The following is a 22908-nucleotide window of genomic DNA, read 5'->3' on the forward strand; positions in this document are numbered from 1 at the left end:
GCGATTTCAGATATGCAGGTTGGGGTGTGCCAGGCGGTGCTGTTGCAGGATGAACTGGCGCAGGCGCTCGGTTTCATCCGTGTCGCTCTGGTTCAACCGATAGGCATAGAAGCCGGCGTCGGTCTGGCGTTCGAGGCGGCCGCGCAGGGCGATGCGCTCGTAGCCCGACGGGCTGAACCACTGGGCGAACTGCTTTGGCGCTTTGGCCCGGTTGTGGATTTCCAGCAACACGCTGTTGAACGACACCTCATGCACCCACAGCGCAGTGGGCTGCCCCTTGGCGTTTTCCAAGGCCACCGGCTCCGCCAGCGTCAGGCGCCAGGGGCGGACCCTCGGCCCATCCTCGAAGATGCTCGGCACGCCCAGGCGCAGATGCAGCGCGTGGAACTCGTCTTCCACCAGGTGCAGGGGAAAGGTCATCTGCTGGTTTTCAAAGTGCGCCTGGATAGTCACTTGCTCATTGGCCGCCAGGCGGGTGAGCAGGTCGCGGATCTGTGAACCCCCATTCACCAGCAGGCTCGAGTTCGCATCCCGCACGTTGAGTTGCGGGTTGTGCTGCATGGTCTGAATGAAGTCCAGTTCATCCTGGGTGAGGAGAGCGTCACGGCGCATGATGTTGCTCGAAGGGGAAGATGACAAAATCATTGGTGATTAAGCGTACTGACAACTAATTCGACATCTTGTTAGAGCCGCTCGTCGCCTGGAAAGCGGCGAGTTCCGCGCGGGTTTCGGCCAGCTCCTTTTCCACCTGCGCCAGCCGTTGCTGGGCCTTGACCTGGACCGTCACATCTTTCTGCACCCCGACAAAATAGGTCAACTGGTCGCTTTCGTTGAACACCGGGGTGATCGACAGTTCGTTCCAGAAGTGGCTGCCGTCCTTGCGGTAGTTGCGCAGCACCTGGCGGCAGGGCTGGCCGCTATCCAGGGCCTGGCGAATCAGCGGGATTGCCGGCTGGTCCCGGTCGCCCGACTGGAGAAAGCGGCAATCCTGGTACAGCACCTCGTCGGCGCTGTAGCCGGTGAGCCGTTCGAACGCCGGGTTCACGTAGATGATGATGTTGTCTTCGCCTTCCTGTTCGGCCACGACAATCCCGTCGTTGGAGGCGTTGATCACCAGTTGCAGCAGATGGGCGTTGATCATCGGAGGCTTTCCGCAGTCGATCGGCAGGTGGCGGCAATTCTAAGACATGGCGCGAAGCTGTCCACTGGCCATTATGGGTAAATCACGCTACAAGGCTGGATTTTTTCGCGCAACTGTTAATATCCCAGTCTTTTACTCAGCTTCAGGATCAGATTGATGAAAGTCGCCATCCTTTCCGGCTCGGTGTACGGCACGGCTGAAGAAGTCGCCCGGCATGCCGCCAAACTCCTCAATGCCGCAGGTTTCGAGGCCTGGCACAACCCGCGCGCGACCCTGGCGGATGTCCAGGCGTTCGGCCCCGAGGCGTTCCTGGCCGTGACTTCGACCACCGGCATGGGCGAGCTGCCGGACAACCTGCTGCCGCTGTATTCGGCCATTCGCGATCAACTGCCGGCGGCCTGGCGCGGTTTGCCCGGCGCGGTGATCGGCCTGGGCGATTCGAGCTATGGCGACACCTTCTGTGGCGGTGGCGAGCAGATGCGCGAACTGTTCGCCGAGCTGGGCGTGCGTGAAGTGCTGGCAATGCTGCGCCTGGACGCCAGCGAAAGCGTGACCCCGGAAACCGACGCCGAGCCTTGGCTGGCCGAGTTGATCAGCGCTCTGCGCGGCTGACCGGCCGCTCGCGCAAAAGCGCCAGCCAGGCTTGCGCGGCCTTGGACAGATAGGCGCCCTGGCGCCAGATGAAGGCGATGTCCCAACGCAGGTAGTCGGGCGCTTGCAGCGTCAGGCGTACCACGCCGGGCCGGACCAGGCCGCGCGCCACCACGCTGGGCAACAGCACCACGCCTTGCCCGGCGGCCACCAGGGCGGCGAGAAAGTCCGCCTGGCCGCTGCGGCCACCTTCCTTCGGGGTGAACCCCACCTGCTGACAGGCCTGCAACAGCCGGTCGTTGAGCACGAAACTGCGCTGATAAAGCAGGAACGGCGTGTCCGCCAGTTCCTCCAGGCGCACCTGGGCCTTGATCGCCAGTGGATGATCGGCCGGTAGCAAGGCATCCAGAGGTTCGTCGCAGAAAGGCTGGTAGGCGAAGGTCGGGTCCTTGGGCGTCAGGCTGCCGCCGATCTCCAGTTCGCCGTTGAGCACCGCCTGCTCGATATTCAGGCTGCCGCCTTCAAGCAACTGCACGCTGATGTTCGGGTAGCGCCTGCGGTACTCGGCGAACAGGCCGGCGAACAGTGCGTCGCTGCCCAGCAGGGGCAGGCCCAGACGCAATTCCCCGCGGGCCAACAAGCTCAGGTCGTCCAGCTCGCTGAGCAGCTCATTGCGCAGGCGCAGCATGCCTTCGGCGCGTTGCAGCACCACGCTGCCGGCGGCGGTGAGATGAATGTGCGAGCCCTGGCGATCCAGTAATGGCGTGCCCAGGCTCTGTTCCAACTGGGCGATCTGCTTGCTCACCGCCGACTGGCTGATATGCAGGGTCTTGGCGGCCTGGGTGAAACCGCCCTGGTGAATCACTTCGACAAAACTGCGCAGTTGTTTGAAGTCCATGTTTTGGGTCCGTGCTCTTAATTCCATTCTGGAATGGCTTCCAGTCTAACAATTCGCTTCGGTGATGGCAGGCGCTTGCCTAAAATGCAGGCCTGCGAGGACCGAATTCCATGAACGCTTCCACCTTGAAACACCTGGGTCGCCTGTTATCCGAACTGGCGGTGTTGCTGGCTATTTATCTGTTCGGCTGCCAGTTGGCCGGGTGGCTGGCGTGGCCGATTCCTGGTGGGGTGATCGGCCTGGCCCTGCTGCTGTTGGCGTTCGCCCTGGGCTGGGTCAAGCCGGCGGCGCTGCAAATGGGCGCGGGCCTGCTGATGGCCGAGATGCTGCTGTTCTTCATTCCGGCGCTGATGAGCCTGCTGGACTACGGTGGCCTGCTGCGCCAGGACGGCTGGCGGATCCTGCTGGTGATTGGCGCCAGTACGCTGATGGTGATGCTGGTCACCGCGTTCACGGTGGAATGGGTGTGCCGCTGGAGAATGCGCCATGACGCTTGAGCCCATGCCGATGTTCTGGCTGCTGCTGACGCTCGCGGCCTATCTGTTCAGCCGCTGGATCTACCGGCGCACCGGGCGCTACCTGCTATCGCCGCTGATCCTGGTGCCGGCCCTGTTGCTGGCGATCGCCGTGCCGCTGCACACCGCCTATGCCGAATACGCCGCCAATACCCATTGGCTGATGCTGGTGCTGGGGCCGGTCACCGTGGCTTTCGCAGTGCCGATCTGGCAGCAGCGGCAGCTGTTGGCGCGGCATTGGTCGGCCTTGCTCCTGGGCATGCTGGCGGGCAGTGCGGCGTCCATCGCCAGCTCCTTCGGCCTGGCGCGGGTGCTGGCCCTGGACAGCTCGGTGACCCTGTCGCTGGTGCCGCGTTCGATCACCACGCCCTTCGCCATGCCGCTGGCCCATGACCTGGGCGGCGTGCCCGAACTGACGGCGGTGTTCGTGATGTTCACCGGGGTGTTCGGCGCCATGCTCGGCGGTGTCCTGCTCAAGTGGCTGCCGCTGCGCAGCGCCCTGGCTCGCGGTGCTTTGTTCGGGGTCGGCGCCCACGGCGCGGGGGTCAGCCGCGCCCATGAAGTCGGCGGCGAAGAGGGCTCGGTGGCTGGGTTGGTGATGGTCCTCACGGGCCTGCTGAACCTGTTCGCCGCCCCTTTACTGGCGTCGTTGCTTTGACGTTTGACCTGTGCCGATTGCAACTAAAATGACCACTGACCCACTCGGTCAGTAAGCTGGCTGCAAAGGCAACTACCCGAACCCGGGTGGCTGACTAGACTGATCCCCACGTCCGAAAAAATAATAAAAAACTGCCGTCACTGAGGTCCTTGCCGTGAGCCTATCCTCCGTTCAATCGACATCGAGTGTGAAAGACCAGGTCAGCACCGCCGAATGGCAAACCCGCGTCGATCTGGCCGCCTGCTACCGCCTGGTGGCGATGCATGGCTGGGACGATCTGATCTTCACCCACATCTCCGCCAAGGTCCCTGGCACCGAAGATTTCCTGATCAACCCGTTCGGCCTGATGTTTCATGAGATCACCGCCTCCAGCCTGGTGAAGGTCGACCAGGCCGGCAACAAGCTGATGGACAGCCCCTACGAGATCAACCCCGCCGGCTACACCATCCACAGCGCCGTGCACGAAGTGCGGCACGATGTGGCCTGCGTGCTGCATACCCACACCGCGGCCGGGGTCGCGGTGTCCGCGCAGCAGCAGGGGGTGTTGCCCATCAGCCAGCAATCGCTGTTCGTGCTGTCGAGCCTGGCCTATCACGCCTATGAGGGCGTGGCCCTGAACCACGAGGAAAAGGCCCGGCTGCAGGCCGACCTCGGCGACAGCAATTTCCTGATGCTGCACAACCACGGTCTGCTGACCTGTGGCGGCACCATCGCCGACACCTTCCTGATGATGTTCACCTTCCAGCGCGCCTGCGAGATCCAGGTGCTGGCGCAGAACGGTGCGGCGCAACTGATCGCCATCGAGCCGCAGATTCTGGCCGGGGCCAAGGCGATGATCGCCGGGGTCACCAGAAGCGCTCAAGGCATGGGCGGCGCGCTGGCATGGCCGGCACTGCTGCGCAAACTCGATAAACAAGACGCGGGTTATAAACTCTGATGCCTATGGCCGAGATTCCTCTGTGCGTGTGGCGCAAGCGCGGACATAGCTTCGCGTTTCGCGGCCATGCCATTCGCTACTGGACCGCGGGGCAGGGCGAGCCGCTGCTGCTGATCCATGGTTTTCCCACCGCCGCCTGGGACTGGCATTACCTGTGGCAGCCCCTGGCGCAGCGCTATCGGGTGATCGCCTGCGACATGCTGGGGTTTGGCGATTCGGCCAAGCCGCGGGACCACGAGTACAGCCTGCTGGAACAGGCGGACCTGCAGCAGGCCTTGCTCGAGCATCTGGGGGTCGATAGCCCCGTGCATCTGCTGGCCCACGACTATGGCGACAGCGTCGCCCAGGAAATGCTCGCCCGGCACTACGAAGAGCGTTGCAACATGGCCAGCTGTGTGTTCCTCAACGGCGGCCTGTTTCCGGAAACCCATCGCCCGGTGCTGACGCAGAAGCTGCTGCTCAGCCCGCTGGGCTGGATGCTCGGCCGCGCCTTCAGCCGTGAGGGCCTGGCCAAGAGTTTCAGCCAGATTTTCGGCCCGCAGACCCGGCCCAGCGAAAGCGTGCTGGATGACTTCTGGAGCCTGGTGGAGGCCAATAACGGCCCGCGGATCCTGCATAAATTGATCGGCTACATTCCCGAGCGCCGGGTGCAGCGCGACCGTTGGGTGAGTGCGATGCAGCGCGGCGAGGTGCCGCTACGGGTGATCGACGGCGCGGTGGATCCGATTTCCGGGGCGCACATGGTCGAGCGCTACTGCCAACTGATCCCCGCCCCGGATACCGTGCTGCTGGCCGGGATCGGTCACTACCCGCAGACCGAGGCCCCGGTCCAGGTGCTCAAGCACTATCTGGCCTTTCGCGAAAGCCTGGAGTTTCCACCGCGAAAACTGGCCTGCTCCTGAGCGCCCCGCGCTGTCCGTGGCTACCGCGGTTCTGCGGCCTTGGCCTGTGCATGCCAGACGTCGATGCGGCCCACGCCGTGGTTCCCCCTCGATCATCCCCCTGCCTTATTGCGCACCATTCAGCTTCAGCCGTGTTTATTGTGACCGCCAGCCGCGTGCCTGACACTCGAAGCCATTGTCCGTCTGTTGTCCATCTGGCCTGTGGGAGTTCGGTATGAGTGAGTCTGTGCGCTTCGAGAATAAAGTCGTGATCGTCACCGGTGCCGGCGGCGGTCTGGGGCAGGCTCATGCATTGCTGTTCGCCCGGCACGGGGCGAAGGTCCTGGTCAACGACCTGGGCGGTTCGACCCAGGGCGAGGGCGCCAATGCCTCGGCGGCCGACCGGGTGGTGGCGCAGATTCGCGAAGCCGGCGGCATCGCCGAGGCCAACCACGATTCGGTGACCGACGGCGACAAGATCGTGCAGAACGCCCTGGATGCCTTCGGCCGGGTGGATGTGCTGGTGAACAACGCCGGCATCCTGCGCGACAAGACCTTCCACAAGATGGAAGACGCCGATTGGGACCTGGTGTACCGCGTCCATGTCGAAGGCGCCTACAAGGTGACCCGCGCCGCCTGGCCGCACATGCGCGAGCAGGGTTATGGCCGGGTGATCTTCACCGCGTCCACGTCCGGCATCTACGGCAACTTCGGCCAGTCCAACTACGGCATGGCCAAGCTCGGCCTCTACGGCCTGACCCGCACCCTGGCCATCGAAGGTCGCAAGAACAACATCCTGGTCAACGCCATCGCGCCAACCGGCGGCACGCGGATGACCGAAGGGCTGATCCCGCCCCAGGTGTTCGAGCAACTCAAGCCGGAACTGGTCAGCCCGCTGGTGGTGTACCTGGGCAGCGAGAACTGCCAGGAGACCTCCGGCCTGTTCGAGGTCGGCGGCGGCTGGATGGGCAAGGTGCGCTGGGAGCGCAGCCTGGGCCTGGGCTTCGATCCGCGTGAAGGTTTTTCCCCGGAAGATGTCGCCGCCCACTGGCAGCAGATCTGCGACTTCGAGGGCGCGGCGCACCCCAAGGACAACATCGAAGCCTTGAAAGAGATGATGCAGAACCTGCAGAAATACGCGATCTGAAGCAGCGCCCGCCAACCCGAACAGCCGCGGCCTGCGCGGCTGTTCGCCTTATGCCTTCATCACTGCCTTTGGCCTGACCCTGGCGCTGTCAGTCCATCGCCTGTTGCAGCGTTTCCATTGCCACGGCGAGCAGACATCTTGAGTATCGACTTGGCTTTCTACCGGGCATAAAAAAGGCCGCTGCAAGGCAGCGGCCGAAGGAAGACGTTAGATCAAGGAGCAACAAATCAACGTCAGTGAACACCCGGTGAAGATCTGAATATCGTTGCTTCAAACCTTCTGAATCCTCTTGCCCCCAAGGTGGCGTGATCACACCTCTGGGCGACTCTGCGTGGCTGTTTGCCGTGAGAGCGAGGCCAGAATAAGGGCTGGCTGTGCAATGAAAAATAGCGATTGTGGACAAGGACTGTTACAGCCTGGGCAATAGTAGTGCACGTCGCGCGGACATGCCCCGCAAGGGCGCAATCCATCCACCTGATACCCATCCATCCAGCCCGTCGATGCACCGCGCAAAGGTCCGAATGGCGGGGGCATTCATCCTTTCGAACGACAACGCGAATACCTCCTTGGTGCGCTTATCGCTCCTGTGCGCCGGCAGTAGGGTGAGGCCTTCTGTCACTCACCGGGGAAGACGCATGACAAAAACAACAATGCGCGCCATCTTCACACCGCGGGCGCTGGCCGTCGCGGTGGCCTTGGGGGGCTGCGCCCAGGCGCAGGCCGTTTCATTCAACATCGGGGAGATCGAGGGGCAGTTCGATTCTTCGCTGTCCATCGGCGCCAGCTGGGGCATGCGCGATGCCGACAAGGACCTGGTGGGTGTGTCCAACGGTGGTCGCGGGCAGTCTTCCACCGGCGACGACGGGCGCCTGAATTTCAAGAAGGGCGAGACCTTTTCGAAGATCTTCAAGGGCATCCATGACCTTGAACTGAAGTACGGCGACACCGGCGTCTTTGTCCGTGGCAAATACTGGTACGACTTCGAACTCAAGGACGAGGACCGCGAGTTCAAGCCCATCAGCGACCACAACCGCAAGGAGGGCGCCAAGTCGTCCGGCGGGCAGATCCTCGATGCCTTCATCTATCACAACTACTCCATCGCCGACCTGCCGGGCACTGTGCGCGCCGGCAAGCAGGTGGTCAGCTGGGGCGAAAGCACCTTCATCGGCAACTCGATCAACAGCATCAACCCGATCGACGTCTCGGCGTTTCGCCGCCCGGGTGCCGAGATCAAGGAAGGCCTGATCCCGGTGAACATGCTGTTCGCTTCCCAGGGCCTGACCGACCAGTTGACCGTGGAAGGTTTCTATCAGCTGGAGTGGGACCAGACCGTGGTCGACAACTGCGGCACCTTCTTCGGCAACGACGTGGTGGCGGACGGCTGCACCACTGGCTACACCGTCGGCAGCCCGGCGATCCGCCCGCTGCAACCGATTGCCGCGGCGTTCGGCCAGGGCTTCACCGTGGCCCCCGAAGGCGTGGTGATCGGCCGCGCCGGCGACCGCGATGCCCGCGACTCCGGGCAGTGGGGCACCGCCTTGCGCTGGCTGGGCGACGACACCGAGTACGGGCTGTACTTCATGAACTACCACGCGCGCACCCCGACGGTTGGCACCATCACCGCCGGGAGCAGCACCCTGGCGAGCATCCCGGGGATCGTCAGCACCGCCAACCGTATCGCCCCGGGCACCGGTTCGGCCCTGGCCCAGAGCGTGATGCTCGGGCGCGGCCAGTACTACCTCGAGTACCCGGAAGATATCCGTCTGTATGGCGCCAGCTTCTCCACCACGCTGCCCACCGGCACCGCCTGGACCGGCGAGATTAGCTACCGGCCCAACGCCCCGGTGCAGATCAACACCAACGACCTGACTCTGGCCCTGGTCAACCCCATCGCCGGTGGCCTGGCGTCGCCGGTGCGGACCTCGGCGGGCGCCGACAACACCGGTTACCGGCGCAAGGAAATCACCCAGGTCCAGAGCACCCTGACCCAGTTCTTCGACCAGGTGCTGGGCGCCGACCGCCTGACCCTGGTGGGCGAGGCGGCGATCGTGCATGTCGGTGGCCTGGAGTCGAAAAGCCAGCTGCGCTACGGCCGCGATTCGGTCTACGGCCAGTACGGTTTCGGTGGCGATACCGACGGTTTCGTCACCGCCACGTCCTGGGGTTATCGCGCCCGGGCGATCCTCGATTACAACAACCTGATCGCCGGGATCAACCTCAAGCCCAACCTGTCCTGGTCCCACGACGTCAACGGCTACGGCCCCAATGGCCTGTTCAACGAAGGCGCCAAGGCGGTGAGCCTCGGGGTCGATGCCGACTACCGCAACACCTACACCGCCAGCCTCAGTTACACCGACTTTTTCGGCGGTGACTACAACACCCTCAAAGACCGCGACTTCCTCGCGTTGAGCTTCGGCGTGAACTTCTGATCCGGCCCTGAAGAAGGACAACTTTATGCGCAAGACGATTTTGCAATGCGGCGCCCTGGCCTTGACCCTGTTGGCGGCCAATGTGATGGCGGCGGTCACCCCGCAGGAAGCGGACAAGCTCGGCACCAGCCTGACCCCGCTCGGCGCGGAAAAGGCCGGCAATGCCGACGGCTCGATCCCGGCCTGGACCGGCGGTATCGGCAAGAACGCCGGGGCGGTGGATGCCAAGGGCTTCCTCGCCGACCCGTTCGCCAACGAGAAGCCGCTGTTCACTATCACCGCGGCCACTGTCGACAAGTACAAGGACAAGCTCTCCGACGGCCAGGTGGCGATGTTCAAGCGCTACCCGGAAACCTACAAGATCCCGGTCTACCCGACCCACCGCACGGTCGGCCTGCCGGCGGACATCTACGAGTCGGCCAAGCGCAGCGCGCTGAACGTCACCTCGATCAACGAAGGCAACGGCCTGGCCAATTTCACCGGCAACCGCTACTACGCCTTCCCGATTCCGAAGACCGGCGTGGAAGTGCTGTGGAACCACACCACCCGTTATCGCGGCGGCAACCTGCGCCGGATCATCACCCAGGCCACGCCGCAGACCAACGGCAGCTACACGCCGATCCGCTTCGAGGAGGAGGTGGCGGTGCCGCAGCAGATCCCCGACCTGGACCCGGAGAAAGGCGCCAACGTGCTGACCTTCTTCAAGCAGGCGGTGACCGCTCCGGCGCGCCTGGCCGGTAACGTGCTGCTGGTGCACGAAACCCTCGACCAGGTGAAGGAGCCGCGCCTGGCGTGGATCTACAACGCCGGCCAGCGCCGTGTGCGCCGCGCCCCGCAAGTGGCCTACGACGGGCCGGGCACCGCCGCCGACGGCCTGCGCACCTCGGACAACTTCGACATGTTCTCCGGCGCGCCGGACCGCTACGACTGGAAGCTGGTGGGCAAGAAGGAGATGTACATCCCCTACAACAGCTACAAGCTGGATTCGCCGAGCCTCAAGTACGACGACATCATCAAGGCCGGGCATATCAACCAGGACCTGACCCGCTACGAGCTGCACCGGGTCTGGGAAGTGGTCGGCACGGTCAAGCCGAGCGAGCGGCATATCTATGCCAAGCGCCACATGTACATCGACGAGGACAGCTGGCAGGTGGCGCTGGTGGACCACTACGACGGGCGTGGCCAGCTGTGGCGGGTGGCCGAAGGGCATGCGCAGTTCTATTACAACGCCCAGGTGCCGGCCTACACCCTCGAAGCGCTGTACGACATCATCGCCGGGCGCTACCTCGCCCTGGGGATGAAGAACGAAGAGAAGCACAGCTTCGAGTTCGGTTTTGCCGCCAAGGCCGCCGACTACACTCCGGCCGCCCTGCGCGCAACCGGCGTTCGGTAAGGCCCGGGATACAAACGATGGCAAAAGGCGACCGATCGGTCGCCTTTTTTATGGGCGCGGATCAGCGTGCTGAATACTTCTCAACAAGCACCGGCGACAAGGCTAGGGTGGGGGCACGCAGGCTAAAACTATAAAAAGGCACGCCGCAATGACCGCCATGACTCCCTGTCCTGGATTCCTGCCCCGTTTGTCCTCCCATCACCTGTCCCGCAGCCGTCTGAGTGCCCCGCTCCTGGCGTCGCCCGCCCGGGTGAAACTGCTCTGTGCTCCGGCCGGCAGCGGCAAGACGGCCCTGCTCGCCGAATGCCTGTTGCAGGCGCCGCCCGGGTGCCGGGTGTGCTGGTTGCCCCAGGCCGGGGCCGCGCAGACACCGCTGCAATTGTGCGGCGAGCTGGCGCGGGCGCTGGGCCTGGCCGTATCGGACGAAGCTGCCGTGCTGGACCATCTGGCGCAGGTGCAGACTCCGACCTGGCTGTTCCTCGACGACTATTGCCGGGTCGCCGCGCCGCCGCTGGACCTGCTGCTCGACCGCCTGCTGGCGATCAGCAACCCGGCGCTGACCTGGTGGCTGGGCGGCCGCCGCCGGCCGCAATGCAACTGGCCGCGGCTGCTGCTCGACGACCAGCTCTACGAATGCACGGGGCCCGAGCTGGCGTTCACCCAGGAGGACATCGAGCGACTGCTGCAACAATTGCCGCAGCCATTGTCGATCCACACCGCCAGCCGGATTTTCCAGCGCAGTGCCGGCTGGTGCGCCGGGGTGCGCATCGCCCTGCTCGAAGGCAGCGAGCTGGTGGCCACGCCGTGCCGGCAAGGGCGGCCCAATACCCTGCTGGAATACCTGGAGCACGAGTTGTTCAGTGTGTTGCCGGCGGAGCTGTCCGAGGTCTGGCATGTGCTGGCGCACCTGCCGCGCTTCAATGCCGCGTTGTGCGAGCACTTGTTCGGCGCCGGGGAGGGTGCCCAGTACCTGCGGACATTGCAGGAACTGGGCTGCTTCATCGAACCCTGGGAGGCTGCGCCGGAGTGGCTGCAAGTGTTCGCGCCCCTGGCCCGGCTGATGCGCGACGAGCCCTGGCCGGCGGGACGCTCCTGGCATCGCCGTGCCTGCCAGTGGTTCGCCGCGCAGGAGGACTGGCAGGCGGCGTTCGAGCAGGCGTTGCTGGCGCAGGAATACGAAGTGGCGGTCAGCCTGTTGCAGCACTTCAGTTTCGAGCACCTGTTCGAGCAGCAGAATGTGGTGTTGCTGTTGCGTTTGCATGAGCAGCAGGGCGAGGAACTGCTGCTCGGCAGCCCGCAGTTGGTCGGGCTGTTGACGGCGGCCTTGCTGTTCGCCGGGCGTTTCGACCAGGCGCAACACTGCGTGGCGCAGATGGCGCGTTTCACGCCGCAGCCGACGGCCTCCGGGCAGCGGCAACTGGTGGCGCGCTGGCAGGCGCAGCAGGGCTGGCTGCTGCATCTGCAAGGGTTGATGGAACCGGCGCGGATGCATTTTCTCGAGGCGCTGACCGAACTGCCGGCCCATGCCTGGCCGACCCGCCTGCTGTGCCTTTCGGGCCTGACCCAGCAGGCCTTGCTCCGGGGCGAACTGGACGTGGCGCAGATGCTCAACCGCGAGGCGCTGTGCCTGGCCCGGGCCCAGGGTTCATTGCTGTTCGAAGCGCTGCTGGAGCTGGACCATGCCCAACTGCTGGAGCAGCGTGGGGTGCCCCACAGGGCGCAGAGCCTGCTGGACGATGTGCAGCAATTGTTGAGTCGCCAGGCTTATCGGGTCGGCCCGCTGCTGGGTCGTATCGCCTTGCGCCAAGGGCGCCTGGCCTTGCGCCAGGGGCAGGCGGAACAGGCCGCCGGGCACTTCCAGAGCGGGCTCGAACGCTGTCTGCTCAGTCACGACAAGCGCGCCCTGTACGGGTTTCTCGGCCAGGCGTTCCTGGCCGCCAACCAGGGCGACTATGCCCACGCGTTTGTGCGCCTGCGCGATGCCGAGCGGCTGATGCAGCAACGGCAGATCCCGGACACGGTGTACCGCGCCGTGCTGCTGCAGGTCAGCAGCGTGTTCTGGTTGCAACAGGGGCGGCCAGAACTGGCCCAGGAGGCCCTGAGCCGGGTGCTGCGTCACTACCGCGGGCCCCAGGCGCGCCAGGCGCCACCGGCCACCCTCGAGCTGATTCCGCGTATCGAGTACCTGCTGGTGCTGGCCGAGGTGTACCTGCAGCGTGCCGAGGCACCGGTGGCAAACTTGCAGCGCCTGCTCGAACAGGCCCGGCAACGGGGCATGCTGTGCCTGCAGACCGAGTTGCACCTGGCCCTGGCCGAGGTCGCCTTTGTGCTGGGGGATCGGGCGTTGTCCGCCGGGGCCCTGCAGGAGGGGCTGGAGCTCGGTGCCCGGTGCAACCTGCACCAGGCGCTGCATGAATTGCGTCTGCGTCAGCCGCGGATGTTTGACGTCCAGCCGGTGGCCGAACCCGAAGCGCCCATGCCGCTGCTGGCGGCAGGGGAGAGCCCGCTGAGCCAGCGGGAACTGGAGGTGCTGCAACTGATCGCCCTGGGCAGCTCCAACCAGCAGATCGCCGAGCAATTGTTCATTTCCCTGCACACGGTGAAGACCCATGCGCGGCGCATTCACAGCAAGCTCGGGGTGGAGCGCCGCACCCAGGCCGTGGCCAAGGCCAAGACGTTGGGATTGATGTAGTGGTCGGACAGATATCAGGGCCGCCACTCTGACAACGCGGCCTCCCGCCAAACCGCGCGGCCCGCTTTGACGACGGCTACGCCGCCGATCGCAGCCTTCGGCAGCGGCTACAGAGGTCGGGGTTGTTGTAGCCGCTGGCGCAGCCTGCGATCGGTCGCGCAGCGGCCGCAAAACCTGACGGCGCGGTGCATCTGCTAAACCGCGTGGCCCTCTTTTACGACGGCTGCGCCGCCGATCGCAGCCTTCGGCAGCGGCTACAGAGGTCGGGGTTGTTGTAGCCGCTGGCGCAGCCTGCGATCGGTCGCGCAGCGGCCGCAAAGCTGACGATTGGATGGATCCGCGTCTAGGGTTGGTAACCCATGCGCCAGCTCACCGCCTGGGACGCGGCCAGCAGGCGTTGCGCCGCCGGGCCGTTTTCGTCGGCGTGGAACAGCGAGGTCGGGCCGACCACCGTCAGCACGGCGGCGACCTTGCCGGTGGCGTCGAACACCGGCGCCGACAAGGCATCCACGCCGGGCATCAGCAGGCCGTGCACATGGTGCAGGCCGCGCTGGCGGATCTGCTCGCACAGGGCGGCATAGGCCTGCTCGTCCGCCAGCGCATGGGGTGCGTGGGCCTTGAGTTCCTGCTCGCGCAAATCGACGGTTTCGCGATTCGGCAGGTAGGCGCCGAACACCAGCCCGGTGGACGAGCTGAGCAAGGGCAGCACCGAACCCAGTTGGGTCACCACCGTCACCGCGCGCACGGCCGGTTCGATATGCACCACGGTCGCGCCCTGGTTGCCCCATACCGCGAGGAAGCAGGTCTCGTTCAATTCATCGCGCAACTCGGCCAGGGGCAGGGCGGCGACCTTCAGTACATCCATGCTGCCCAGCGCGGCCATGCCCACCCGCAAGGCCTCGCGGCCCAGGCCATAGTGGTTGGTGGCAGTGTTCTGTTCGGCGAAACCACTGGCGATCAGCGCTTGCAGATAACGGTGGACCTTGCTCGCCGGCATCTGCACATGTTCGGCCAGGCGCGACAGCGAGGTCGCCGGCGACAGCTCGGCCAGAGCCTTGAGGATGTCGGTGCCGACCTCGGCCGAGCGGACTTTCTGTTTACCGTTGCTGTCGCTGGTGCTGCGCGGCTTTTCCATGGAGGCGGTGTGATCCCGGGACGAATGGGCGTCTTTATAGCTTGACGGTCAATACCAATCAAATTACGTTATCCGTAATTGGATTACGATAAAAATAACGCAGGCGTGCCGAGAGCTCTTCCCATGGAGTCGCTGGCCGCTGCCAACTCCACTTCCAGGAGGCTCCATGAACCTCGATTCCACGGTGTCCGGGCTGGCGTACCAGTCGGGCTTCGGCAACCAGTTTTCCAGCGAGGCCCTGCCAGGCGCCTTGCCCGTCGGCCAGAACTCCCCGCAAAAAGCCCCTTACGGCCTCTACACCGAACTCTTCTCCGGCACGGCCTTCACCATGGCCCGCAGCGAAGCGCGGCGCACCTGGATGTACCGCATCCAGCCATCGGCCAACCACCCGGCCTTCGTCAAGCTGGATCGCCAGCTGGCGGGCGGGCCGCTGGGCGAGATCACCCCCAACCGGCTGCGCTGGAACCCGCTGGAGATCCCCAGCGAGCCCACTGATTTCATCGACGGCCTGGTGAACATGGTCGCCAACTCGGCAGCGCAGAAACCCGCCGGGATCAGCATCTACACCTACCGTGCCAACCGCTCCATGGAGCGGGTGTTCTTCAACGCCGACGGCGAGTTGCTGCTGGTGCCCGAACAGGGCCGCCTGCGCATCGCCACCGAGCTTGGGGTGCTGGAAGTCGAACCGCTGGAGATCGCGGTATTGCCCCGCGGCCTGAAGTTCCGCGTCGAACTGCTGGACCCGCAGGCGCGCGGCTATATGGCCGAAAACCACGGCGCGCCCCTGCGCCTGCCCGACCTGGGGCCGATCGGCAGCAACGGCCTGGCCAACCCGCGGGACTTCCTGACCCCGGTCGCCCACTACGAAGACCTCAAGCAGCCGACGACCCTGGTGCAGAAATTCCTCGGCGAGCTGTGGGGCTGCGAGCTGGATCATTCGCCGCTGAACGTGGTGGCCTGGCACGGTAACAACGTGCCGTACAAATATGACCTGCGCCGTTTCAACACCATCGGCACCGTCAGCTTCGATCACCCGGACCCGTCGATTTTTACCGTGCTGACCTCGCCCACCAGCGTGCACGGCCTGGCCAACCTCGACTTCGTGATCTTCCCGCCGCGCTGGATGGTGGCCGAGAACACCTTCCGGCCGCCGTGGTTCCACCGCAACCTGATGAACGAATACATGGGCCTGATCCAGGGCGCCTACGATGCCAAGGCCGAAGGCTTCGTGCCCGGCGGCGCTTCGCTGCACAGCTGCATGAGCGCCCACGGCCCGGATGGCGAAAGCTGCACCAAGGCCATCAACGCCGAGCTGCAACCGGCCAAGATCGACAACACCATGGCCTTCATGTTCGAGACCAGCCAGGTGCTGCGTCCGAGCCAGTTCGCCCTGGAGTGCCCGCAATTGCAGAACGACTACGATGCTTGCTGGGCCTCGCTGCCCGCCACCTTCAACCCGAATCGGAAATAACCCATGAATCAGCCAACCATCACCCGCAGCTGGGTTGCCTCCGCCAACGACCATGCCGACTTCCCGCTGCAGAACCTGCCGCTGGGGGTGTTCAGCCACAAGGGTTCGGCGCCGCGCAGCGGCGTGGCCATCGGCGAGCACATCTTCGACCTGGAAGCGGCGCTCGACGCCGGGCTGTTCGAGGGCCCGGCCAAGGCCGCGGTGGATGCCACCCGTGGCGGCCAGTTGAATGCCTTTTTCGAACTGGGCCGCCCGGCCCGCGTGGCCCTGCGCGAGCGCCTGCTGGAATTGCTCGGCGAAGGCAGCAGCCTGCGCGGCAAGGTCGAGGCCCAGGGCGCGAAACTGCTGCCCCTGGCCGCCGATTGCCAGATGCACTTGCCGGCAAGGATCAATGACTACACCGACTTCTATGTCGGCATCGAGCACGCGCAGAACGTCGGCAAGCTGTTCCGCCCGGACAACCCGTTGCTGCCGAACTACAAATACGTGCCGATCGGTTACCACGGCCGCGCTTCCACCATCCGTACTTCCGGTGCTGACGTACGCCGGCCCAAGGGCCAGACCCTGCCCGCCGGCCAGAGCGAGCCGACCTTCGGCCCATGCGCGCGGCTGGACTACGAACTGGAGCTGGGCATCTGGATCGGCCAGGGCAATGAGCTGGGCGAGCCGATCGCCATTGGCGACGCTGCCGAGCACATCGCCGGCTTCTGCCTGCTCAACGACTGGTCGGCGCGGGATATCCAGGCCTGGGAATACCAGCCGCTGGGCCCGTTCCTGTCGAAAAGCTTCATCACCAGCATCTCGCCCTGGGTGGTGACGGCCGAAGCCCTGGAACCGTTCCGCCGTGCCCAGACGCCACGTCCCGAAGGCGACCCGCAGCCGCTGCCGTACCTGCTGGACAAGCGCGACCAGGCCGCCGGTGGTTTCGATATCGAGCTGGAAGTGCTGTTGCTCACCGAAGCGATGCGCGAGCAAGGCCTGCCGGCCCACCGCCTGACCCTGAGCAACACCCAGTACATGTACTGGACCGTGGCGCAGATGGTCGCTCACCACAGCGTCAACGGCTGCCAGTTGCAGGCCGGCGACCTGTTCGGTTCGGGCACCCTGTCGGGCCCGCAAAGCAACCAGTTCGGCAGCCTGCTGGAAATCACCGAAGGCGGTAAGAAACCGATCGAACTGGCGTCCGGCGAAGTGCGTAAATTTCTTGAGGACGGCGACGAAATCATCCTGCGCGGCCGCTGCCGCCGCGAGGGTTTCGCCTCCATCGGTTTCGGCGAATGCCGCGGTAAAGTCCTGCCTTCCCGTTAAGAAGAGGTGCGCGTCATGGAGCTCTATACCTACTACCGTTCGACCGCGTCCTACCGGGTGCGCATCGCGCTGGCGCTCAAGGGCCTGGACTACCAGGCGCTGCCGGTCAACCTGTTGGCGGCCGGCGGCGGTGCGAACCGCCAGCCGCAATACCTGCAAATCAACCCGCAAGGCCGCGTGCCGGCCTTGCGCACCGATGACGGCGAGCTGCTGATCCAGTCGCTGGCCATCGTCGAATACCTGGAAGAACGTTATCCACAGGTGCCGCTGCTCTCCCAGGAGCTGGCGGCCCGCGCCCACGAGCGGGCGGTGGCGTTGCTGATCGGCTGCGATATCCATCCGCTGCACAACTCCAGCACCCAGAACCTGCTGCGCCAGTGGGGCTACGACGAGGCCCGGGTGCTGGAGTGGATCGGTCACTGGATCAGCAATGGCCTGGCGGCGGTCGAGCAGTTGATCGGCGAGCAGGGTTATTGCTTCGGCGAGCAGCCGGGGCTGGCCGACACCTTCCTGATTCCCCAGCTGTACGCGGCTGAGCGCTTCAAGGTGCCATTGGACGCCTACCCGCGGATTCGCCGGGTCGCCGCCCTGGCCGCCGAACATCCGGCGTTCCAGAAGGCCCACCCGGCCAACCAGCCCGATACGCCCGCCTGACCTGTGTAGCCGCTGCCGCAGGCTGCGATCGACCGGAACGGTCGCGAAGATCTCTGGATCGCTGAAGGCCTTCGGCCTTATCGCAGCCTGCGGCAGCGGCTACAGGAGACAGGCCTGCGGCAGCAGCGTGTTCCCGCGCCTGAAGATGTACACAAGACCGATCCTTGTCGCCCAAGAGCAATGACGGTCTGCCGGCTTCCATAACCATAAAAAACAGCAGGTACCTTGCGATGCACAATCAGATTGCCAGCTTCCGGGCGGCCCTCGACGCCCGTCCGGTGTCGCGTTATCAGTGGTTGCTTCTTCTGCTCCTGGCCCTGTTGCTGGTCACCGACGGCTACGACGCCCAGGTGCTGGGTTATGTGGTGCCGGCCCTGGCCCAGGATTGGGGCCTGGAAAAGGCCGCGTTCGGTCCGGTGTTCAGTGCCAACCTGCTGGGCCTGACCCTGGGCTCGCTGGCGGTGACGCCGCTGGCGGACCGGTTTGGCGTGCGGCGGATTCTGCTGGCCTGCGTGCTGGTCTACGCCAGCCTCACGGTGATGATGGTGTTCGCCGATTCGCTGAACAGCCTGATGGTCGCGCGTTTTATCTGTGGCATCGGCATGGGCGGGGCGATGCCCAGCGCCATGGCGCTGATGTCGGAATATTCGCCGCCGCGCCTGCGCACCCTGATGGTGACCCTGGCTGCCTGCGGTTTCTCTTTCGGCGGCGCGGCCGGCGGTTTTGTCGCCGCGGGTTTCATCGACCGCTTCGGCTGGCAGGCGGTGTTCCTCGCCGGCGGCGTCACGCCGTTGCTGCTGTTTCCCTTCCTGGCCTGGTTCCTCCCCGAGTCGTTGCCGCGCCTGCTGCGCGATCAGCCGCCTTATGCCCGCCTGCGCAAGGTCACCGCGCGCATGCTGCCGGACTGGCAACCACCGGCCGCCTCGGCCGCGCAGAACCAAGCCGAGCAGGGCAGCAAGCTCACGGTGATCGAGCTGTTCCGCCACGGTTATGCGCGCCCGACGCTGCTGATCTGGTCGACCTTTTTCGTCAGCCTGATCCTGCTGTATTTCATGATCAGCTGGTTGCCGTCGCTGCTGCTGGAAAGTGGCCTTGGCCTGAACGAAGCGAACCTGGTGACCTCGATGTTCCTGTTCGCCGGCACCCTGGGGGCGATCTGCATGGCCTGGTTCGCCGACCGCCTGCAACGCAAGGTACGGCTGCTCTCGGCGGTGCTGGCCGGGGCGGCGCTGTGCACCCTGCTGTTGGGCCTGAACCACGATAATCCGCGTTACCTGGTGGCCTTCGTCTTCGCCGCCGGCTTCTGCATCATCGGCGGCCAACTGACCCTCAACGCCTTCGCCAGCAACTTCTACCCGGCCCATGTCCGCGCCACCGGCACCGGCTGGGCCCTGGGCGTCGGCCGCTTCGGCTCGATCCTCGGCCCGCTGTTCGGCAGCCTGCTTCTGGCGATGCACATCCCGGTGCAGCAGATCTTTTTCTTCTGCGCGATTCCGGCGGTGATTGCGGCGCTGCTGATCATCCAGGTGCGCTCGCCGTCCGAGGCGCCTTCGGCAGGCGCGGGGCCTGCACCAGAACTGCAGGCGCCGCTCAAACCCTGAAGGCGCGCGGGCTCAGCGTGCCAGATGCTTGATCATCGGCACGCAGGCCAGGGTCAGGCCCCGGGGCGAATGGTACTGGGCAACCTGCTCGCCGACGAAGCCGCAGTGGCGATAGAAGTCTGCGGCGTTCAGGGTCGAGTCCAGGATCAGGTGCGGTAGGCCGGCCTGCAGTGCCAGCTGTTCGAGGTAGTCCATCATCTGCCGGCCGATCCCGCGGCCCATGTACGCCGGATCGACAAACACCGCATCGACCTGCCCCGACTCCGGATCGAGCATGCCGCTGGCGGCGATCTGGTCGTCGATGACGGCTACGTGCCCGGTCTTCTTCAGGACTTCGACGAAGTAGTCCCCCAGGCTGCCGGCGGTCCAGACCTGCAGGTCGGCGGCGGGGTAATGGCCGCTGCACTGGTGGTTGATGGCTTGGTTGCGAATGACGAAGACGCGTTGCGCGTCGTCGCCATGAGCTTTTCTGATCAGCATGCTGTGCCCATTCCCTGGTGTGAGCCGAGCATCCTGCCAGAGCCCGGGCGGGGCTGTCATGCCGCCCTGGCCTGGATCAGCAGCAGCCCCCAGCCGGTCAGCAGCGTGCCGTCCGCTCGGAGCAAGGGTTGTGTGGCCGTGCGCAGTTCGCTCTTCATCAATGCGCGATTGGCGGGTGTCAGGCGATCCAGGTCGTAGGTTTCTGCCAACGAATCCCAGAGCTCCTCGAAGGTGGGCGTCCACTCAAGGTCCAGTTCCTCGAAGTGCAGCGAGGTGAAGCTGTGGCCCAACAGCTCCCGCCATCCACGCTGTGACTGAGTACGGGGATCCACCAGGGGCAAGGGACGGAGCTGGTCGCGTCGGGCGGCGGTGCGAAAGGCCTGCAAGTAGTGCTGGCCCGGCTCGCCCAACAGAAAGGCCCGGCCGACGATGGCCGAGAGTTGCCCGCCCTTGGCCAGAACCCGATGGATTTCCCCCAGCACCTGTTCGATATCGCTCATTAGCATCAGGGCCAGGTGCGAGACCACGGCATCGATGCTGCCGGTGGCAATCGACAGGCACTGGGCCCGCTCATTGAGCAGCACGCTGCGGTTCGCGAGGCGGGTGCGGGCCGCCTGCAGTTCGGTTGCGCTCATGTCCACGCCGGTCAACCGGGCATCGGGATACTTCCTGGCCAGCAGATCCAGCAGGAAACCGTCGCCGCAGCCCAGGTCCAGCACCCGTGCGCGAGGCTGAGTGGTGGCGAGCGTGGCTGCCAGCATCTCGTAGGATGAACCGCGCCCCGGCAGGCTAAGCCCGGAAAAAGCCGGCGGCGTGGTGCCGGGGCGACGTTGGTGAAAGTCCTGAAGAAAGCGTTCGGCGCTGTTCATGCTGTTCATCCTTGAAGCAAACGGAGAGTTGTCGCCGGGCATTGTGGCATGGGAGGCAGAGCGCCCCATCAGTGCACGATGGTATTGGGTGGCAGGTGCCCCAGGCGTTCGGTCAGGCGCAGGCGCTGGATCGGGTCTTCGCTGAGCAGCAGGGCGTGCTCCAGGTCGAAGCGTTCGGCGTTGGGGCAGTCCAGGTGCTGGTAGAGGCTGGCGCGGGCCAGGTAGTCGGAGGCGCTGCCATTGCCCAGTTCCAGGACCCGCTCGGCATCGATCAGCGCATTGAGGTGGTCGTCGTGGCTCAGGTGCAACTGGCGCAGGTTGCGCGACAGACGCTGGAGCATCTGCTGCGGGCTGGCCGTGGCCAGGTGCTCGGCGGCCAGCTTGATGTTCGGCCCGTACTGGCGCTCCAGCAGCTCACGGCAGTCGTTGGGGTACAGGCGGCGCCCGCCGCAAGGGTCGAGCAGATGATCGGCACCGGGCACGCGCAACAGAAAGTGCCCGGGGAAGTTGACCCCGACCATGGGGATCTCCAGGCGCCGCGCCAGCTCCAGGGCGATCAGCCCCAGCGCCAGCGGTTGCCCGCGCCGGGTGTGCAGCACCTTGTCCAGCAGCGCCGCCTGCGGGCGCAGCGGCAAGAACTCGTCCTGCTGGAACCCCAGGTCGTTCATGCGCCGCAGCAGCGGCTGGCCCAGTTCGCTGACCGGCAGCAGCGGCAAGCCTGCGCTGACCCGCTGTTGCAGTTCCTTGAAGTCTTGCAGCAACTGCTCGGGCGACACCTCTTTGTCGTGCTCGGCGGCGATCCACAGCGCCGCCTCGAAAAGGGCGGGCGGGGACTGTTGCAGGCAGGCGAAAAAAGCTTGACGCGGGTTCATCGAAATCTCCAGCGAATGCCTCGTTTTAGCCCCGTCGCGGGCGTTCGTCCAGTGCCGCACACATGCCGTAGCAGGTTATTTCCTAAAGCCCGGTAAGGCACCGGGCTTATTCCCGCGCGCTCCAGCAATTTTCATGCACAAGCCTATACTGGCGACTACAAGAAGTGATTCGGGAGCCCGACGATGTTCGCTCTCATGCAAAGCACTCGCCTTGAATCGCTGCACCTGAGCGTTGACCCGGCCACCGGGTTGAAGGCGGTGATTGCCATTCATAGCAGCCGCCTGGGGCCTGCCTTGGGAGGCTGTCGTTACCTTGCCTACCCCGACGACGAAAGTGCCGTGGTCGATGCCGTGCGCCTGGCCCAGGGCATGAGCTACAAGGCCGCCCTGGCCGGCTTGCCTCACGGCGGCGGCAAGGCGGTCATCATCCGTCCGCCACACGTCGAAAGCCGTGCCGCATTGTTCGAAGCCTTCGGGCGCTGCGTCGAGCAACTCGATGGCCGCTACATCACCGCCATCGACAGCGGCACCTCGGTCGCCGACATGGACTGCATCGCCCAAACCACCCAGCACGTCACCAGCACCACCGCCTCCGGCGACCCGGCACCGCATGCCGCCATGGGGGTGTTCGCCGGCATCCGCGCCACCGCCATGGCGCGCCTGGGCAGCGACAACCTCGAAGGCTTGCGGGTGGCGATCCAGGGCCTGGGCAATGTCGGCTTCGCCCTCGCCGAGCAGTTGCATGCCGCGGGCGCCGAACTGCTGGTCAGCGATATCGATTCCGGCAAGGTGCAACTGGCCATGGAGCAACTGGGCGCCCATCCCATCGCCAACGAAGCCTTGCTCAGCACCCCGTGCGACATCCTCGCGCCCTGCGGGCTGGGTGGCGTGCTCAACAGCCACAGCGTGGCGCAACTGCGCTGCTCGGCGGTCGCCGGCTCGGCGAACAACCAGCTGACCAACCTGCAGGTCGCCGACCAGCTGGAAAACCGCGGCATCCTCTACGCGCCGGATTACGTGATCAACGCCGGCGGGCTGATCTACGTTTCGCTCAAGCATCGCGGTGAAGACCTAGCGACCATCACCGCCCACCTGTCGAAGATCAGCCAGCGGCTCACCGAGGTCTTCGCTCATGCCCAGGCTGAAAAGCGCTCCCCGGCGCGGGTGGCCGACGACTTGGCAGAGCGCGTGCTGTACCGCTAGGCGCGAGGGCCTTACCCGGCCTTTCGCCCTGTA

Annotated in this window: 21 protein-coding genes; 14 read left to right on the forward strand and 7 right to left on the reverse strand. The window is 65.1% G+C overall.

What is annotated here, in order from left to right; translation table 11 throughout:
* Positions 1-6: 6 nt before the first annotated feature.
* Positions 7-612: a hypothetical protein gene (locus CXQ81_RS07220; protein ID WP_101336860.1), complete on the reverse strand. Its 606-nt coding sequence runs from the start codon at positions 610-612 to the stop codon at positions 7-9.
* A 55-nt stretch (positions 613-667) separates the two neighbouring features.
* Positions 668-1141 carry a PAS domain-containing protein gene (locus CXQ81_RS07225; protein ID WP_007929819.1) on the reverse strand — a complete coding sequence of 158 codons (474 nt, stop codon included), beginning with the start codon at positions 1139-1141 and terminating at the stop codon, positions 668-670.
* A gap of 156 nt (positions 1142-1297) precedes the next feature.
* Between CXQ81_RS07225 and CXQ81_RS07230 the strand changes: the two genes are divergently transcribed.
* Positions 1298-1753 (forward strand): flavodoxin, encoded by a 456-nt coding sequence (locus tag CXQ81_RS07230; RefSeq protein ID WP_053259670.1) that lies wholly within the window; start codon positions 1298-1300, stop codon positions 1751-1753.
* Here CXQ81_RS07230 and CXQ81_RS07235 read toward each other — a convergent pair.
* Complete coding sequence (locus CXQ81_RS07235; protein WP_007929807.1) at positions 1734-2630, reverse strand: LysR family transcriptional regulator; 897 nt, start codon at positions 2628-2630, stop codon at positions 1734-1736. The genes CXQ81_RS07230 and CXQ81_RS07235 overlap by 20 nt on opposite strands.
* Positions 2631-2740: 110 nt before the next feature.
* On the opposite strand from CXQ81_RS07235, the gene CXQ81_RS07240 reads away from it, so the two are divergent.
* The 8 genes from CXQ81_RS07240 (at position 2741) to CXQ81_RS07275 (ending at position 13282) form a co-directional block, all read left to right on the forward strand.
* Positions 2741-3127: a CidA/LrgA family protein gene (locus CXQ81_RS07240; protein ID WP_101336861.1), complete on the forward strand. Its 387-nt coding sequence runs from the start codon at positions 2741-2743 to the stop codon at positions 3125-3127.
* Positions 3117-3803 (forward strand): LrgB family protein, encoded by a 687-nt coding sequence (locus tag CXQ81_RS07245; protein WP_007929805.1) that lies wholly within the window; start codon positions 3117-3119, stop codon positions 3801-3803. The genes CXQ81_RS07240 and CXQ81_RS07245 overlap by 11 nt, the downstream gene beginning before the upstream one ends.
* A 154-nt stretch (positions 3804-3957) precedes the next feature.
* A complete protein-coding gene (locus CXQ81_RS07250; protein WP_007929804.1) occupies positions 3958-4740 on the forward strand; it encodes a class II aldolase/adducin family protein in 783 nt (260 codons plus the stop codon).
* Entirely contained in the window at positions 4740-5642 is a 903-nt protein-coding gene (locus tag CXQ81_RS07255) for an alpha/beta fold hydrolase (RefSeq protein ID WP_101336862.1), read from the forward strand. The genes CXQ81_RS07250 and CXQ81_RS07255 overlap by 1 nt, the downstream gene beginning before the upstream one ends.
* A 214-nt stretch (positions 5643-5856) precedes the next feature.
* The gene (locus tag CXQ81_RS07260) at positions 5857-6768 is read left to right on the forward strand and encodes an SDR family oxidoreductase (RefSeq protein WP_101336863.1); all 912 of its coding nucleotides are present in this window, start codon (positions 5857-5859) and stop codon (positions 6766-6768) included.
* Between the two features lie 635 nt (positions 6769-7403).
* Positions 7404-9197 carry a DUF1302 domain-containing protein gene (locus tag CXQ81_RS07265; protein WP_009042224.1) on the forward strand — a complete coding sequence of 598 codons (1794 nt, stop codon included), beginning with the start codon at positions 7404-7406 and terminating at the stop codon, positions 9195-9197.
* Positions 9198-9222: 25 nt separating this feature from the next.
* The gene (locus tag CXQ81_RS07270; RefSeq protein WP_101336864.1) at positions 9223-10590 is read left to right on the forward strand and encodes a DUF1329 domain-containing protein; all 1368 of its coding nucleotides are present in this window, start codon (positions 9223-9225) and stop codon (positions 10588-10590) included.
* A gap of 148 nt (positions 10591-10738) precedes the next feature.
* Entirely contained in the window at positions 10739-13282 is a 2544-nt protein-coding gene (locus tag CXQ81_RS07275) for a LuxR C-terminal-related transcriptional regulator (RefSeq protein ID WP_101336865.1), read from the forward strand.
* Positions 13283-13625: 343 nt separating this feature from the next.
* Here the strand turns inward: CXQ81_RS07275 and CXQ81_RS07280 are convergent, their stop codons facing one another.
* Positions 13626-14417 (reverse strand): IclR family transcriptional regulator, encoded by a 792-nt coding sequence (locus CXQ81_RS07280; RefSeq protein ID WP_007930806.1) that lies wholly within the window; start codon positions 14415-14417, stop codon positions 13626-13628.
* A 166-nt stretch (positions 14418-14583) separates the two neighbouring features.
* Between CXQ81_RS07280 and hmgA the strand changes: the two genes are divergently transcribed.
* The 4 genes from hmgA to CXQ81_RS07300 all read left to right on the forward strand — a co-directional run bounded on the left by hmgA (position 14584) and on the right by CXQ81_RS07300 (position 19451).
* Positions 14584-15888 carry a homogentisate 1,2-dioxygenase gene (gene hmgA, locus CXQ81_RS07285; RefSeq protein ID WP_101336866.1) on the forward strand — a complete coding sequence of 435 codons (1305 nt, stop codon included), beginning with the start codon at positions 14584-14586 and terminating at the stop codon, positions 15886-15888.
* Between the two features lie 3 nt (positions 15889-15891).
* Positions 15892-17196: a fumarylacetoacetase gene (gene fahA / locus CXQ81_RS07290; RefSeq protein WP_101336867.1), complete on the forward strand. Its 1305-nt coding sequence runs from the start codon at positions 15892-15894 to the stop codon at positions 17194-17196.
* A 15-nt stretch (positions 17197-17211) separates the two neighbouring features.
* Positions 17212-17850: a maleylacetoacetate isomerase gene (maiA, locus tag CXQ81_RS07295; RefSeq protein ID WP_092417965.1), complete on the forward strand. Its 639-nt coding sequence runs from the start codon at positions 17212-17214 to the stop codon at positions 17848-17850.
* 230 nt (positions 17851-18080) lie between these two features.
* On the forward strand, positions 18081-19451 hold the full coding sequence (locus tag CXQ81_RS07300; protein ID WP_101336868.1) for an aromatic acid/H+ symport family MFS transporter: 1371 nt from the start codon (positions 18081-18083) through the stop codon (positions 19449-19451).
* 12 nt (positions 19452-19463) lie between these two features.
* Here CXQ81_RS07300 and CXQ81_RS07305 read toward each other — a convergent pair whose 3' ends face one another.
* From CXQ81_RS07305 to CXQ81_RS07315, 3 genes are all read right to left on the reverse strand, one after another.
* Entirely contained in the window at positions 19464-19931 is a 468-nt protein-coding gene (locus tag CXQ81_RS07305) for a GNAT family N-acetyltransferase (RefSeq protein ID WP_007932374.1), read from the reverse strand.
* Positions 19932-19987: 56 nt separating this feature from the next.
* A complete protein-coding gene (locus CXQ81_RS07310; protein WP_007932377.1) occupies positions 19988-20800 on the reverse strand; it encodes a class I SAM-dependent methyltransferase in 813 nt (270 codons plus the stop codon).
* A 68-nt stretch (positions 20801-20868) separates the two neighbouring features.
* Positions 20869-21672, reverse strand: coding sequence for a SirB1 family protein (locus CXQ81_RS07315; protein WP_007932379.1), 804 nt, complete (start codon positions 21670-21672; stop codon positions 20869-20871).
* A gap of 183 nt (positions 21673-21855) precedes the next feature.
* Between CXQ81_RS07315 and CXQ81_RS07320 the strand changes: the two genes are divergently transcribed.
* A complete protein-coding gene (locus CXQ81_RS07320; protein WP_007932382.1) occupies positions 21856-22875 on the forward strand; it encodes a Glu/Leu/Phe/Val dehydrogenase dimerization domain-containing protein in 1020 nt (339 codons plus the stop codon).
* The last annotated feature ends 33 nt before the right edge of the window (positions 22876-22908 follow it).

The sequence above is a fragment of the Pseudomonas sp. 09C 129 genome (assembly GCF_002843625.1).
Lineage (GTDB): Bacteria > Pseudomonadota > Gammaproteobacteria > Pseudomonadales > Pseudomonadaceae > Aquipseudomonas > Aquipseudomonas chlororaphis.